Below are 15,762 nucleotides of genomic sequence, written 5' to 3'. Positions count from 1 at the left end.
CTACAGTGAGACGAGACAGAAGGGCTAGCCTACCCCGATAGAGCAGCTATTACTCCGCCGCCGATTACCTTTAGGCCCTGATCTGTTTCAGTATAGATTACAGCTGACTGCCCAGCAGTTAATGCTCGCTCAGGCTCAGACAGCTTAAGTTGAGCCCGTGCTTTGGCTAAATCGGTAAAGTGGGACGGGATTAATTGACCGCGGTGACGGGTACGAACCAGATAGGGATGATCGGGCTGGGGGATAGTGTCGATCCAGTGTAGGTTATCGATTGTTAGTTCATCTTGCATTAGCGCGGTTAGATTCTCCGTCACGTATACGGTGTTACTAGCCATATCCTTGCTCACAACATACAGCGGTAAACCGCCGCCTAGTTTAGCGTCCAGCAGCGCTCCGCCCACATCTAGACCGTGGCGCTGCCCGATAGTGTAGAGCGCGGCTCCTTCGTGCTGACCAAGGACACGCCCATCGATATGTTTAATCGGACCCGGGGTGGTGTCGATGTACTGCTGCAGGAATTCCTTGATACTAACCTCGCCGATAAAACAGATACCCTGAGAGTCCGGCTTCGCCGCTGTCGCCAGCTCTAGCTCCGCCGCCAGGCGGCGTACTTCTGACTTCTGCATCTCGCCTAGAGGGAATAGACTTTGTCTGAGTGCAGCCATACTGACTCGGTAGAGAAAGTAACTCTGGTCCTTACTCTCGTCTACTCCGGCATAGAGCTGACCGTTACGGGTGCGGGCGTAGTGGCCAGTGGCGATGCCGTCGGCTCCCCGCGCGAGAGCCGTCTCCAAGAACAGCTTGAACTTCACCTCTTGATTACACATGATATCCGGATTCGGGGTAAGGCCGGCCTCATACTCGGCCACCATATACTCGACCACCCGCTCGCGATACTCGGTTTCAAAATCGAAAATTTCGAACGGAATGTCGAGACGAGCGGCCACGCTCTGAGCGTCGGATAGATCCTGCTGCCATGAGCACTCGATCCCGCCGACATCCTGAGTCCAGTTCTTCATATAAACACCTGTCACCTCGTACCCGTCGCGCTGCAGCAATGCAGCAGCTACCGAACTGTCCACCCCGCCACTCATACCGACAAATATCTTCTTCATAACGACCTCTATTGTAGCCCTTCCCTACCTCTCAAGCCACCCCACGCCCCACCACACCCCCACAGACTTATCCCCAGGCTTATCCTGGCTACACTCAACTATCTTCAAAAAGTGTCCGATCGGACACTTTTTGAAGACGATTTGGTGATGTTCTGGGCTTCAAGAAGGGGTAAGGAGTTTTACAACGTCATCACAGATTTGCAAGTCTACCTGGCGAGTATACCTCTATCCCTTTTTCCACCAGCACTATTTGAGTCATCTTGCCACTGCCTGCAGGGACACCCATTGTTTAAAAATAGAGTAGGTAGTCTCCACTTCTGAGCCGCTCTAACGCTTTATGGCCGTTGACGATCAGCGACTTTGGGAGAGGGCGTAGAGCACTTTTGGTAGCTCACTAGTAGTGAGATACCAGCCATAAGGAGTGCGCCACCAGAAACGACGACTCCAACGCTCATCCGGTGCCGGATGATTGATAATCTCTACTGTCTCCCCTAGCTGGTTCCGAAATTCGATAAAAGTCCGGCGCTGGTGATACGGAGAGGTTACCAGTATCACCATTTCATCTTCCAACGCTGCAATCAGCCGAGATGACATAATGGCATTCTCGCGAGTATTATCCGAATCTTCTTCTACTAAGATCGCATCTGGTGGCACCTCGGCCTCAATCGCGATTTCCCGCATCTCGGCAGCATTCGAACGGCTACTCGGATCTAGAGCGGCTCCAGAAAAGAGTAATCGCGGCGCCCAGCCGGCATGATAGAGTTTAATCGCCTCGTCGGTCCGAGCCTTAGTATCGCCACCGCTGACCACCACGATTAAGTCGCTCTGACGCAGATCGTCTTTCGGTGAGATGTAGACTCCGACCCCGATAAGTAAACCTAAGAGACAGAGGAAAATTCCTGCTACGTATAAAAGCCAATGCATAAGCCTAAGTATAGCAACCGAACTACCGCTGGCGAAGTTTGGGCACTAGCTCATGCAGTACGGTCAGTAGCGTATTTATGTCTGCCGTAGTTGTGCTGCGGCCGAGGCTAAACCGTAAAGAGCCGGTAAGTCGATCCTTGTCACAACCGAGAGCCATGAGCGTAGCACTGGGTTCGGTGCCACCGGCATTACAGGCAGCACCCGTCGCGGCCAGGATTCCGTGTGTATCGAGATGGTGCACTAACATCTCTCCATTAACCCCGCGGAAGCTGACATTTACATTACCCGGGATACGATGCTTCAGGCTACCATTGACTTCGGTATCTGCAATAGTGCTGAGTCCTTGCAATAACTGTCGCTGTAGGGCCGTCTGCCGCTGCGCTTCCGAGCGCTGCCCGGCCTGGGCAATCTCTAGAGCAGTAGCAAAACCAGCCAGCGCAGCTACACTCTCAGTACCACCCCTTAAGCCTCGTTCCTGGCCGCCGCCGTAGATAAGCGGCGCTAGCTCAATACCGTGCCGCACGTAGAGAATCCCCGACTGCTTAGGTCCGTAGATTTTTCCTCCGTTGAGTGTCAGCAGATCCACTCCAAGTTTTTGTACCTGGATATCGATATACTCTGGTGCCTGAGAGGCATCGCTGTGGAGAAATAACGGTCGAGATACCCCTCGCTGCTGTCGCTCGAGCCGAATATCCTGCAGGAGCGCCGCTATCTTGCTTAACGACTGGATGACCCCGACTTCGCCGTTAACTAGCGCTACACTAATTAGCACTACTTCATCTGTGATACCAGTAGCTATCTCTTCCAACTGCAAGCGGCCGTCACTTCGTACGGGCAGTGCGATCACTTTCTCTGCATAGCCGGTCCCACTCACTCGTACCGCTTTATGCTCGATAGCGCTCACCGCCACCGTAGAGCCTGGATGGGCGCGAGTCGTTCCGGCTACCGCTAGGTTAATACTCTCTGTTGCCCCAGCAGTGAAGATAACCTCACTTGGTTTAGCGCCTAACTGTCCGGCAATTTGGCGCCGGAAACCGTCGACCTCTTCCCGCACCTGTCGGGCAGCCGTATAAATAGCCGACGGGTTAAAGAACCTAGCTTGCTCGAAAGGCTGCATGGCCGCTCGTACCCTGTCGTCCAGTGGAGTGGCGGCGGCATGATCGAGGTAAATCATCGATGTCCCTAGTTAGTGCTGTTATAAATTCGACTGGTCACCAATTTATAGTAAGCGGCAGCAGCTAGATTTAGGCGCACTACCTCTTCGGCTGTAGCGTGACGGTGCTCTGACTCTGGCCACTTAGCCAGTAGACGAACCTCGGCAGCGTTAGCCCCGGAATTAACCTCGTAGTAAACGGTAGTCGGTAACTGATTCGGACTTTGAGCGGCCACCTGCAAGACCCATTCGGCATGACCGGCACCAGCTCGATCATAGAGAAACAATGTGCTGCGCCGATCGGCAAACAACTGGCTGCTAAGCTTAGCCTCTTGACGCATCAGACTAGGTAGGTCAGTCGGGACACCACCCAACCACTGCCAAACGCCTCGAACCGGATTAACGCTCTGCAGGTACTGCTCCCGCTGGTAAGCTACCCAATCTCCACACTCACCGATGTTATTAATCAGCTGTATGGTCTCACTCGTAGTACTGGCTTCTGGCTTAGCTTCAGCCCGAGCGGCCTGCATCGGCCCCACACTGGCTTGGTTGGCATAAATCTCAGCTGCACCTATGCCCCGTTTCACATCCTCTATTGATAAGGCAGCGGCATAATCATTTTCTAAGCTGGCAGCAGTCGCAGCCTCAGGCCGAGGCTGTGACTGATTTGGTATCTGAAATGTACCTGGGTCGATCATAATCTGAAAAGCTCCTTAGCATTCTTGGTAGTTGCGCTAGCTACATCAACTAGCGGCTCGCCACGTAGTTGGCTTAAAAATTCGGCCACTGTCCTCACGTGTCCAGAATGATTTACCGTACCACGATAGGGGTCAGGAGTCAAGAATGGAGCATCTGTTTCCAACACTAAATTAGCCAGTGGTACTGCCTTGGCGGCGGCTAATTGGGGCGCGTCGCGAGTAAAAGTCATGATGCCGTTAAGCCCGATATACAGCCCACGATCTACGCACGCCTTGAGCGTGGCCGGTTCGGCCGTAAATGAGTGCACCACACCTCGGATACGACCTGCTCGATCGGCGTACTCGTCGATTAGCTCAAACAGATCGGTGAAGGCATCTGACGCGGCGGCCTGATCGCTACTACGGCGTACATGAAATATCAGGGGCAGATCGTGTTTATAGGCTAGCTCCAACTGTCCCTGTAGTGCCACCTGCTGCTCAGCAACCGTCGAGTGGGCATAGTAGTAGTCCAGCCCACACTCCCCAATCGCCACTACCTCTGGGCTAGCAGCTAACTCCGCTAGGGGTGAGCGCTGTTCTTCCCACCTGCTAGCCTCATGTGGATGCAGGCCGACACTAGCTCGGGCTGACCTATACTGCCGGGTGAACTCGATCGCCCGCTGAGAATCGGCCGCATCGGTGCCAACACAGATGACCTGCTCCACTCCTGCCGCTTCAGTTAACTGCCAAAACTCCGATGGCGGCAATTTATAGCCGGCCATGTGCGGATGGGTATGGGTGTCGATTAGGGTATGCTGCTCAACCGCCATACTCACCTACTCAGTATCGGTAGGGTGTGATTCAGACTTAGGAAAGAGAGTCCCCTCGATCGGGATTAACTGAGTACCGCCAAACATAGTAGCGATTTTCTCTCCGGTTTCCGGCATGAATGGCTGCAACATCTGCCCCACACGCACTAGATTGCTAGCGAGGTAGGCTAGTATCTCTTGCAGATGCTCCGGGTCCTCACGGGCAACCTGCCACGGCTTTTCTTCTTCGATATAGAGGTTGAGGTCCTTAGTGAAGTTAGCTACCTGCTCCAGTGCCAGGTCGAAACGGAAGTTTTTTATAGCGCTATGATAGGGGCTGGTATCGTGAGCTGGATCGGCCGCCGGACCGATTGTACCCTCTTGATATTTAGTAATCATAGCTGCCACACGACTGACTAGATTACCGAGATCATTAGCTAGGTCACTGTTATAAACGGCCTCAAAACGCTCCATAGTGAAGTCTCCATCTTGACCGAACGGTGTGGAACGCAGCAAAATATAGCGCAGTGCATCCACCCCATAGGTCTCTACTAGCTGCAACGGATCGATAGCATTCCCGAGCGACTTAGAGATCTTCGTCCCACCTATGTTGAGAAATCCATTAGCCATCACAGTTCGAGGCAGAGGCAGCTCAGCACTCATTAGTAAAGCCGGCCAGTAAACACAGTGAAACTTAATGATATCCTTCCCGACTAGGTGCACATCGGCCGGCCAGATGGACTCATAACCTGCCGCTGGATAACCGGTAACAGTCAGATAGTTCATCAAGGCTTCGACCCAGACATAGATCTTATGTGCTGGATCACCGGGGTACGGGATACCCCATTCCTTGCCCTCGCGACTGATACTAAAATCATCCAGCCCGCGCGTGATAAAGGCGACTACTTCGTTACGCCGGCTCTCAGGTTGGATGAACTCCGGATTAGCAGTGATGTGATCAAGCAGTGCTTGCTGGTAACGGCTGAGTTTAAAGAAATAGTTTTCTTCTTCGATCTCCTGCGGGGCGACCTGATGGTCCGGGCAAAGTCCATTCTTTAAATCGCCGGGACGTACGAAGCCCTCGCAACCCTCACAATACAAGCCACGATAAGTATCTTTGTAGATGTCGCCACTAGCTTGCAAGCGCTCGAACATAGCATAAACAGCCGTTTGATGATCCTGCTCCGTGGTGCGGACGAATCGATCGTAGCTGATATTCAGCCGATCCCAGACCAGTTTCCACTGAGCGGCTAGCGCATCCGCATACTCGCCCACCGGTAGACCCTGCTGCTCGGCTGCCTTTACTGTTTTCTGACTATTCTCATCGGTACCGACGCTGAAAAACACCTCGTCATTCTGCTGCCGATAGTAGCGAGCCAGTACATCGGCCGCTACGGTAGTATAGGCGTTCCCGATATGGGCCGGAGCGTTGATGTAATAAATTGGGGTGCTAACGTAAAACTTTGCCATTCTAACCTAAACTATTTAATCTTCACTCTGTCACGTACCAAGCGTACAACCACCATAATATACTTCAGACCACCCTACTGGCAAAGATCGGCCTAGAAACTATGGTGACCCAGACGTCGATGCAAGTACTGCTTACGCCGTAATAAGTGATACCAAACGGCAGCAGCTAGTATGGCTGTGAGGCAGAGGACACCAAAGGGCCACCAGTTGACGCCTGCTTGCGAGCTAAACTCCAGCTCTCCAACCGTAGCGGTTATCGTCTGCGGACTCCAGCCGCCCAGCTGCCAGCTACGTACACTCAAGCTCTGAAGCGGAGCTAGGGAACCAAGTGCGGTATCTTCTAGCGTCACGTCGTCGACTATCCGACCGCTCCTATTCTCGACTCTTTGGGTATCGAACATTAATCCCGGTAAGACCACATAGCGCTCCGCAGATAAGTCGAGTAAATCGGCCGGAGCTGTTTCCTCCAGCGCCGTTTCGGCCGGAGCTATCCGAATCGTATCCGCCAGTGAGTGATACAGCCCAGATTGATCGTCATGGCTTACACTCAAAAAACCGATCCGATCAGAGCTGATGGAGCCGCTGCTGCCAAACAGTCGCGCCCAGATCGGATCCAAGTGCACCCAACCAGCTTCGGGCACATAAGCCTCGACCCAGGTATGAAATTTAGCTTCATCACTTAGGCCCGTACTAGGCAAGACCGGGCCATAGATTAGGCGCGCGGCGATGCCTTGGCTCCGTAGCATGGTCAGTAACGTATCCGCTAAATTCTCGGCATTACCCTCACCGGCCTCCAGTACCTTGTCGGCCGATAAGCGTGCTGTTAACTCCGGGTTATACCGCACTTCATCCTGCACGTAAGTCACTATGCGCAGAATATTATTCCAGGCATTAGTCTCAGTATCGATAAGCTGAGTCGCCTGCTCACCGGCCGTACCCTGAGTCGACCAGTACTTACCCCCTAGCGTATAGTCTCTAAGATCATCTGGAGTAGTCGTGATGTCACCGGCCTTAGTAGTGTCGTAGCGAAGCTGACGGGAGCTGACTTGAGCGCTATAGGAGACCGTCTTTGACTGAAAAGGCCAGAGCCGATAGTAAGCGATAACATTTCCGTCCCCATCAACCCGCATCCGGTTCGGGCGCGGGCTCAGATCCTCCAGCTGCACTGACTGGCTATGCAGATCAAGTGGCAATATCACAGACATTACACGCGGTAGCAGTGAGCGGTTGCTTAGACGCTGGGAGTAGCTGAGCGTATGTAGCATATCCGCTCCGAACGACAGCCCTAGTACATCCCCGGGGTAGTCGCTACCGTTAAAGCGAAACTGGGTGTCTGAGCCCACCGTAGTTATATCCAGCTCCGGCTGGTAGTTGAGTAACGGCCACTCCTGGGGCACATCCACGGTAGCGCTCCATTCCGCCTGCAATCGTCCATCGAGAAACGGCCAAAGTAGGACGCGGCTCTCGCCGTTGATGTGCCGGCCTTCGCTGGTGCTATAGGCCACCGTGAAATTCCAACTTTTATTCAGACCATCATTAGTCCGAGGGAAATCTAACACTAGGCTGGTGTGTTCAAACTCGACACCGCCGGAGCTGGAGCTCTTTAGTACCGAACTGAACGGTATATTAGCTCCGTCGCCATAGCGTACCGTGATGTCACTAGCCACCCCGACCGGTAGAGCGAACTCAACAGTCTCTAGACCAGTCTGGCTCTTATTGTTAACCTCGATATCATGGCGCACGCCGACAGTACTATCACTCACCTCAAACTGATGATTTATACTAAAATCGAAATCCTCACTAGCCGCCACGACTGTAACTGGCGCGGCTAGCCCGACAATAAACACGAGTGCACCGATTAGGGCTGTAAGTTTTATTTTCATCTTATATAGATAATACGCCACTATGCTTGTGGTTTAAAAGTCTAGAGTGATGCTAAGGACAGTTAGCGCAGGTAAGTGATGTAGGAGTGATACAACCGTCCCCAATCGCCCAATGAGAGCTCCTGAGCACGAACGGTCACTGGTAAGCCGGCCGATTCTACCAGTTCTAGACTAGCCGCTTTACTAATCTGTAGTCCACCGGCCAGAGAGTTAATGAGTTTTTTCCGCCGTTCCCCGAAGCCAGCTTTGACCAGACGAAAAAGTATTTTCCGTTCGGCCGGAAAGTATGGTTCAGGATAAGGCTTCACCTGAAGGATGGCCGAGTCGACTTTTGGCACTGGCTCGAATAGCTCTTTCGGTATCTCCCCCATGATAGTTGCGACACCGTAGTACTGCACACTAAAGGCTAAAACCGACATCGCCCCCGGGCTAGCGGTTACACGCTCGGCCACCTCTTTCTGCATCAGTAAAGCTAGTAGCGTAGGGGAGTTATCGGCCTCAATTAGGTACTGCAATATTTTAGAGGTTAGATAATACGGGATGTTAGCCACTGCTTTATAACCAGTTGGTAGCTGGGTCAAATCAAACTGCAGAATATCTGCTCTAACGACCTCTAGGTTGGTAGCCGGGACCCGCGCAGCCAGTCCAGCCGCTAACTCTCGATCCGTCTCGACCGCTACTACTCCAGCGGCCTGACTCACCAATTTAGCCGTTAAAGTGCCGAGCCCAGGGCCAATCTCTAGCACCGTATCTTGAGCCGTAACCTCCCCTGCTGCTACCACTGCGTCTAGCGCTGCATCATCAAACAACCAGTGCTGTCCGAGAGATTTCTTAGGCGGATTCATCGAAATTAATTAGGCTCAGTCCCGTATCTTCATCTAGCTGTCTGGCCCAACTTCCTTCCAAGGACTGCAGTTGTAGCTCGAGGGTGCCACCTACAACCATCTCTCTGATGTGTCCCCCATAAGTGCATAAATCAGTGTCACTAAACACCCCGTGAGCATGGATGAACAGTTCATCATCTTTTAGCGCTACACTGCCGTGCAGACTAGCTATTTCTAGCACCTCATCCAGTTTACGAAATTCGTACTCCTTACGATCGAGATGGTAGTAGCCGATTTCTGCACTTAAGACACCACCTAGGCCGTGGAAGAAGCCCGCCTTAATTCGCTGCTTATGACAAAATTCAGTCATAGTGGCGATGAATGGCTCGCCCTTATTAAAGATTAGAGTCCAACTGTCACCAGATTTATAGTGTTTCATAGTGTTTATCTTAGCATGGTCAACACAATCAGGGGCGTCTAAGTAGTTCGGTTCTCTAATTGTAATCTCTGAGTCGGAATAGTAGAGGAGATACCCGAAGAGGTCCTTATATATCGGCCTAACTTACTAGTACCAGTGCGGGCTTTTGCTTAGCCAAAAGTTGTAAGCGCCACACGGATTGGTATACCGATTAGTAATATAATCGAGACCCCACGCAATTTGAGTTCTAGGGTTAGTGGCCCAGTCGCTACCATGGGATGCCATCTTACTACCCGGTAGAGCTTGGGCGATACCATAGGCGCCCGAACCTTGATAGTTAGAAACCGTATGTCTCCACTCAGATTCACCTCCCCATAACGTGTCTAAGCAAGTCCACTGCGAACCGGTCCACCCCCGCTCAGCCGCCATCAGTCTACCTATCTCACGGTTCTCGCTCGCACTATAGTTAAGCTTATTACCCACAACCACAACTCGCGGTTCAGCATCACGCTCGACAACTCGACGGATCTCCTCACGACCTACCTCTTTGCCATTACGCAGTTCTATCCGGTAGGTGGCGAGTGCCACGCCTAACCTACCTTCTTCTTCGATTTTTTCATAGCCCAACGGTCGGTTGTTATCTCTTACGGTCTTAGTCTCCGGGGCGACTTCGATTTCCTCTGTGACAGTCTCAAACCCCACCTGAGTTAGAGCAACCTCCATACCGGCGGTAATCGCAGTCTCTAGCTTTGGTTGCACTATGTCATGTTCGCTAATCTCAATTCCTGCCTCCGCGAACATCTCTCCGACGGTTGCCCCGTGGGTACGCATAGTAGTAGTCTTATCCCCAATTTGCAGACTGAATGGCACGGCCCGATCAATCGTAACCTTATACCCGACATGACCTTCACTGAGAAAATCCTGAATCAACTCCGCTTCCACCCGGTCTTCTTCATATAAATCTACTACTCCGGAATTCTCTGCCATCAAACGGGGACTACCATAGGCACTCTCGATACGGTGTTGGTTCTCCCCATCTACCAGCAGGACTGGTACAGCCCGGTAGACGTTGATATTAAAGACCTGGTTGGTAATCTCAGCCGTCGGGCTCGGCTCTACCAAGTCGTGCTCATCAACTTTAATCTCGGCCCGTTCTAGTGCCTCGCCAACAGTCTCAGCATCGGTACGGACCACTTGTTTCTCATTATCTACATAAATACTTACTACTGAGTTAGTGCCGGCATTGATCTGACCTGGCATTAATCCTGCAACAATTAGTAGCAGAACGCCGACTGTACTTACAGCTAGCTTAAGCTCAAATTTACTAATGTGATACTTATCAATCACCTTAGTATAGTGTCGCCTTAAAATAAATTTCTCCTGGGGCTCCACCCCTTACTATATGCTATTTACCCACCTCACATGAATAAACAAACAGGACTAATTCTAGCAAGTACTGACGTTAAGTCAAGCTTAATTTTACAGGGGTGTAGGGTCGAATGCAACTTAACTTTTTGTGATGTCGATCACGCGCTTAGCAGTGGGAGAAAGTGGCGTTGGCAGATCGTCCAAGGTAAACCATTCCGCCGCTTGCAGCTCCCACTTACGCCGCCTCAGCTTCCGCATAGTAGCCTCGCCACGAACTAGGACGTTATCGGTCGTAACATACTTGTGGGTAACGCGCATGTGCTCTAGTTCACGCAAATTAGACACCGTCAGCTTTAGTTCCTCCCATACTTCCCGTTCGGCCGCGATGATTGGAGTTTCATTCCGGTGGATACCACCACCAGGTAGAGACCATTCGTTAGCCCCACCCACATGGCGTACTAGCAATATCTCGCCTTGGTAGAAAATAGCGCATCGGACTCGATACAACTGAGGTCGCCGCAAAAAATTATGTAGCAAAAAACCGATCCGTACTAGCCGATGATAGACCCCCATCTACTCTAACTTTTCGAGTGGAGCGTAAGTCAGTGATAACTTCTTATTCCCAATGCGCGCGAAAGCCACTATAACTTCGTCGCCCTCGATTGCCACCACTAGGCCCTCGCCGAATACCGGATGACGAACGCCGACATCGACATCGATATCGGCACTACTCATCTTAGGAGCTGCATCATGAACTACGTTTTCTGCATCGATCTCAGCTAAGAAACGAGCTGGGGGGTTGCTACTGGTCTGACCGAACAGCATCCGCGTACGTGAATGCAGCAAATGTAGTTCCTCCATCGCCCTGGTCATACCGACATACATCAGACGACGCTCCTCCTCCATCTGCTCGGCATCGAAGATGCTACGAGAATGCGGAAAAACACCCTCCTCTAGACCGACGATGAAGACGACAGGGAATTCTAGGCCCTTAGCAGCGTGCAGAGTCATCAGGGTAATACCGCTCCGCTCATCATCAAGGCCATCGATGTCGGCGATTAAGGCCACCTCCTCTAGGAAATGATCGAGATCGGGAAATTCACGGGCCACACTGACTAGCTCTTGCACGTTTTCGATTCGTTCAGCGGCTTGAATAGTATCGTCATTTATATAGTCGATGTAACCACTCTTATTTAATACCAGCTCGATTAGCTCGGCCGGAACTAGCTCAGTCGCCCGTACCACCTCCAATAAATCGCGGAATTTAGCGAAAGCGTTAGCGGCACGCGCGGTCAGGACCTCACACTCATCGATCCGGCTGAGAGCCACCTGAAGTGGGAAGCCCTGCTCACTCTGCCAGGCAAAGAACTGCTCCAGACTGCGAGCACCGATACCGCGAGGCGGCAGATTAATCACACGTTCGAAACTGACCCGATCGTTCGGCTGATAAATCAGTCGCAAATAAGCCAAGATGTCCTTAATCTCTCTCCGTTCATAGAAGCGGACGCCACCGACGATCTGGTATGGTACACCGTAGCGAATACAGACCTCCTCTAACGCACGCGACTGAGCATTAGTGCGATACAAAACGGCGATATCGGATAAAGGACGGGTGGTCGATTTAGCATAGCGCATCACGATTTCAGCCTCAGCCAGTTCGTTAGGTGCCTGCTCCACCTGGACTGGGATCCCACTATTACCTTCGGTCCAAAGCTCTTTCTTCGAGCGGGTCTGGTTCTTAGCGATGACAGCTTGAGCGGCGGTTAGAATCGCCTGAGTTGAACGGTAGTTCTGCTCCAGTTTAACTACTTTGGCCTGTGGATAGTCCCGCTCGAAATCAAGTATGTTGCGAAAATTGGCGCCGCGCCAAGAGTAAATCGATTGCCAATCATCCCCCACTACACATAAGTTATGGTGCTTGTCCGCTAAAAGTTTAGCGAAACGATACTGGGCATGATTAGTGTCCTGGTACTCATCGATCATAATGTAGCGAAACTTCTGCTGCCACCGTTTTAATATCTCTGGCTTAGACTCAAACATCCGTACCGTCCGAGCTAGCAGGTCATCGAAGTCGAGCGCCTCAGCCTCGTTGAGCAGACGCTGATAAATAGGATAGACCTCAGCCGCCACGCTCTGGAGATCGCCTGAGGTAAGCGCCTTGTACTGTTCGCTATCTACTAGCTCATTCTTGGCCGAAGATATTAGTCCGCGAATAGCCCGAGGGTTGTACCGCTTTTCATCAACCTGCCGTTGACGCATCGCCTGCTTCACCGCTTGCAGACTATCTCCGGCGTCGAAGATGACGAACTGGCGCGCCAAACCGATGTTCTCGGCCTCTTCGCGCAGGATACGGACGCAGATACTGTGGAAGGTACCCAAAAAAGGCATGAATGAACGGTTGTTAGGATTTTCACTGCAGAGTCCAGCTACCCGAGCGCGCATCTCGCCCGCTGCCTTATTAGTAAAGGTCACGGCTAGAATCTCCCACTGAGTAGCCGCCTTGGTCTCGATCATATGAGCGATACGGTGCGTCAGGGTCTTAGTCTTGCCACTACCCGCCCCGGCTAGAATTAGCAACGGACCGTCAATGTGCTCCACCGCAGCACGCTGGTTTGGGTTTAAATCGTCAATTAAATTCACATATTTAAGTGTAACCCGTAGCTTGAGCTCAATCTAGCGAGTTATCCACTATCTACTAATAATAGGCGCGATTATAACCCTAAGAAGCCGTCGCTAGAACTACTTTCTAGCTGACCAGTAAAGTTATAACTGGCAGAGAGATCCTCCCATAACGATTCTAATGACTTAGAGTTCTCCGGGATTTCCAGCTCCACGTCATAGGCATAGCCTCGGGTGGTTAGACTGAAGCTGGCTACCTGCTTACCTTTGTCTAATATCTTAACCACTGCCTCATCATAGTCTTGGCCAGTGTAGATATCGTAGCCCAGCTGCATTTGAGCGGCATCGAGCTCATCACTGTCCCCTAGAGTAATGCAGTCGTCACTCGTCACGTCGCGCAGGTCAGCTGCGATGGCTGCAAATACCCTACCGGGAACGATGCCGCTGTAGTGAATAATCTGGTGACCATTACGCTCAATAGGGAGCCAGTTATGCCGGCGGGCATCCTCTAGCTCCACGCGATCGCTCAAATCCTCTGCTGCATAACGTTTTATGGCTGTAGTGTCTGCCACTGAGCAACTACGGCCAGATAGCTCGCTAGTATCCTCAGGTTCAAACTGCCAACTATACCAAGTATCGGCCTCTAGAGTGGGCAGAAAAACCTTAAAAATATCGATCTCGGAACTGCGCAGATACAGATTGTCGGCTATGAGGCGAAAGTCGAGAGCCAAACTAAAAGGCAGCTCCGTAGCCGTCAGCCCGCCATAGAAAGAAAGCTGTGTCTCATCTGTCGTTAGATCGGCAAATTCACCGCTGCCCGTGAGATTAAATTCACCCTCACTCTCACCGACTACTAGCTCCAGCTCGTACTCGGCCGAATTAGCATCCGCCAGGCGCTCAAAGTAGGAGTGCGGTGCCTGTTGAGGGGTGATGTATTGAAGGTAGGCACCAAAAGCGACCACGGCCCCGAATACCGCTGCCAGCAGAATCGAGGCGCCTACCAGCCACCATTTACGGCTGCGCTTTGACTGCACTATAACTTCCGCGGCTTGCTTCGGCTCTTCCTTACTCATTAATGTCCCGCCTTATACCACTTATAAAATCCGCTGGAACCAAGCAGTCCATTCGAAGATGATGCCTGAACCGGCGTTAACCTGTTCCAGCTGGTATAGCATCACTAGGCCGGTCGTAGCTGTCAGTAAGAATATAGCCAAAATAACCCAGAAACGTACCAATGTGAATGGATTGACTCGGGCGCTATCAATTGTTTTCTCTAAGCTAGGCGTCTGGTGTCGCCGCTTCGGATCGAGCTTACTCGTGTAGAAGTCTTCGTCGGAGTCATAGAGGGAGTCGGTCTCGGCTGCATTAGGAGCGGCGGCAGTAGGTTTAGAGAAAACAGTTCCATCTAAAGTCCTAGCCTGCTTTGGCACGGCCTGCTTGGCACTAGTCGGATCGATCTTCTGACCCGGCTTATACATGTCAGCGGTGAAGCCGCCGTCTAGATCTTTCGCGTCGGGATGATGCAGGATGGGATGCGGTGGGCTGACCTTCTTAGCTGTGCTGGCGGCACGGGCGGGAGTGGTGACCGATTTAGCTTTATCAGAAGGGGGAGGTGGCGTTACTGATGACTGCTTACGGAAACTACTGATTTGCGGCGTATTTGCGGCGGCAGTGGTCGAAGACGAACCACCAATCGAGATATTAACTTTGTTAGCTTTATTTGTCATGGCTGGCTTGCTCCACTATGTCATTAAATTCATGTTCATTTAAACTAGCTCCGCCGACTAAAAGACCACTAATCTCTTCTAGTGCCAAGTAGCTGGCGGCGGTGGCGGCGGTCACACTACCGCCATAGAGTATACGGCACTTACTGGCGGCTGCGGCCCCGAACATCTCCTGGATAGCCTGATTAATAGTTCGGGCAGCAGCTGCTACATCCTCCGGCTTAGCATTCTCACCGGTACCAATCGCCCAGACCGGCTCATATGCGATAACTATCTGCTCGATTTCTGCTGCTGTCAGCATGGTTAAGCCGGTAGCAATCTGGTCGTTTAAGACCTGCACCGTCTCACCGTGATCTCGCTCGTAGCCAATCTCGCCGACACAGATAATCGGAGTTAAGTTATGACGCAGACAGGCGGCCGCTTTTCGAGCTACCATCTCATTCAGCTCACCAAAAACGTGACGTCGTTCCGAATGGCCAACGATAACATAGCGAACGAACTCTTTAACTTGGTTGGCCGATACTTCCCCAGTAAATGCTCCTTCATCAGCGAAGTAGATGTTCTGTGCCCCGACCGAGAGCTTCTTAGTTACTGCGGCAACAGCGGGAAGGCAGACGTGGGTAGGACAGACTACTACATCTACCGCCTTAGAATACTTAACAGCAGTTTTCTCGACCCGTTCAGCTAAGCCCCGCGATTGCTCAGCGGTGAGATGCATCTTCCAGTTCCCAGCAATTAACGTCTTACTCATAGTGCTTAACCTTAGTGTACTGCGCCG

Annotated in this window: 15 protein-coding genes; all 15 read right to left on the bottom strand. The window is 51.9% G+C overall.

Translation table 11 applies throughout. The features are described 5' to 3' along the window. Positions 1 to 29 precede the first annotated feature (29 nt). Positions 30 to 1,115 carry a tRNA 2-thiouridine(34) synthase MnmA gene (gene mnmA, locus WD467_03145; GenBank protein MEX2452876.1) on the bottom strand — a complete coding sequence of 362 codons (1,086 nt, stop codon included), beginning with the start codon at positions 1,113 to 1,115 and terminating at the stop codon, positions 30 to 32. 351 nt (positions 1,116 to 1,466) lie between these two features. Beyond that, positions 1,467 to 2,039: a YdcF family protein gene (locus tag WD467_03140; GenBank protein ID MEX2452875.1), complete on the bottom strand. Its 573-nt coding sequence runs from the start codon at positions 2,037 to 2,039 to the stop codon at positions 1,467 to 1,469. Positions 2,040 to 2,061: 22 nt separating this feature from the next. Next, positions 2,062 to 3,213: a cysteine desulfurase family protein gene (locus tag WD467_03135; protein ID MEX2452874.1), complete on the bottom strand. Its 1,152-nt coding sequence runs from the start codon at positions 3,211 to 3,213 to the stop codon at positions 2,062 to 2,064. An 8-nt stretch (positions 3,214 to 3,221) separates the two neighbouring features. Next, on the bottom strand, positions 3,222 to 3,890 hold the full coding sequence (locus WD467_03130) for a hypothetical protein (GenBank protein MEX2452873.1): 669 nt from the start codon (positions 3,888 to 3,890) through the stop codon (positions 3,222 to 3,224). Beyond that, complete coding sequence (locus WD467_03125) at positions 3,887 to 4,699, bottom strand: TatD family hydrolase (GenBank protein ID MEX2452872.1); 813 nt, start codon at positions 4,697 to 4,699, stop codon at positions 3,887 to 3,889. Before WD467_03125 ends, WD467_03130 begins: the two co-directional genes overlap by 4 nt. 6 nt (positions 4,700 to 4,705) lie before the next feature. Further along, positions 4,706 to 6,148 carry a methionine--tRNA ligase gene (metG, locus tag WD467_03120; GenBank protein ID MEX2452871.1) on the bottom strand — a complete coding sequence of 481 codons (1,443 nt, stop codon included), beginning with the start codon at positions 6,146 to 6,148 and terminating at the stop codon, positions 4,706 to 4,708. Between the two features lie 92 nt (positions 6,149 to 6,240). Further along, complete coding sequence (locus tag WD467_03115; protein ID MEX2452870.1) at positions 6,241 to 8,031, bottom strand: transglutaminase-like domain-containing protein; 1,791 nt, start codon at positions 8,029 to 8,031, stop codon at positions 6,241 to 6,243. 62 nt (positions 8,032 to 8,093) lie between these two features. Continuing rightward, on the bottom strand, positions 8,094 to 8,876 hold the full coding sequence (rsmA, locus tag WD467_03110; protein ID MEX2452869.1) for a 16S rRNA (adenine(1518)-N(6)/adenine(1519)-N(6))-dimethyltransferase RsmA: 783 nt from the start codon (positions 8,874 to 8,876) through the stop codon (positions 8,094 to 8,096). Next, positions 8,863 to 9,294: a PPC domain-containing DNA-binding protein gene (locus WD467_03105; protein ID MEX2452868.1), complete on the bottom strand. Its 432-nt coding sequence runs from the start codon at positions 9,292 to 9,294 to the stop codon at positions 8,863 to 8,865. Before WD467_03105 ends, rsmA begins: the two co-directional genes overlap by 14 nt. A 126-nt stretch (positions 9,295 to 9,420) precedes the next feature. Continuing rightward, complete coding sequence (locus WD467_03100; protein MEX2452867.1) at positions 9,421 to 10,620, bottom strand: ubiquitin-like domain-containing protein; 1,200 nt, start codon at positions 10,618 to 10,620, stop codon at positions 9,421 to 9,423. Between the two features lie 159 nt (positions 10,621 to 10,779). Continuing rightward, entirely contained in the window at positions 10,780 to 11,214 is a 435-nt protein-coding gene (locus WD467_03095) for an NUDIX domain-containing protein (GenBank protein ID MEX2452866.1), read from the bottom strand. Beyond that, complete coding sequence (locus tag WD467_03090) at positions 11,215 to 13,281, bottom strand: UvrD-helicase domain-containing protein (GenBank protein MEX2452865.1); 2,067 nt, start codon at positions 13,279 to 13,281, stop codon at positions 11,215 to 11,217. Positions 13,282 to 13,352: 71 nt separating this feature from the next. Then, positions 13,353 to 14,333 (bottom strand): hypothetical protein, encoded by a 981-nt coding sequence (locus tag WD467_03085; protein MEX2452864.1) that lies wholly within the window; start codon positions 14,331 to 14,333, stop codon positions 13,353 to 13,355. A gap of 21 nt (positions 14,334 to 14,354) precedes the next feature. Next, the gene (locus WD467_03080; protein ID MEX2452863.1) at positions 14,355 to 14,987 is read right to left on the bottom strand and encodes a hypothetical protein; all 633 of its coding nucleotides are present in this window, start codon (positions 14,985 to 14,987) and stop codon (positions 14,355 to 14,357) included. Further along, a complete protein-coding gene (gene tpiA, locus WD467_03075) occupies positions 14,977 to 15,735 on the bottom strand; it encodes a triose-phosphate isomerase (protein MEX2452862.1) in 759 nt (252 codons plus the stop codon). Before tpiA ends, WD467_03080 begins: the two co-directional genes overlap by 11 nt. Positions 15,736 to 15,762: the final 27 nt, after the last annotated feature.

It is taken from the genome of Candidatus Saccharimonadales bacterium, from assembly GCA_040903985.1.
In the GTDB taxonomy this organism is placed as follows: domain Bacteria; phylum Patescibacteriota; class Saccharimonadia; order QS-5-54-17; family QS-5-54-17; genus JBBDUI01.
The sequence above is the reverse complement of the archived record's forward strand: the minus strand, read 5'-3'. Positions and strand labels throughout refer to the sequence as shown.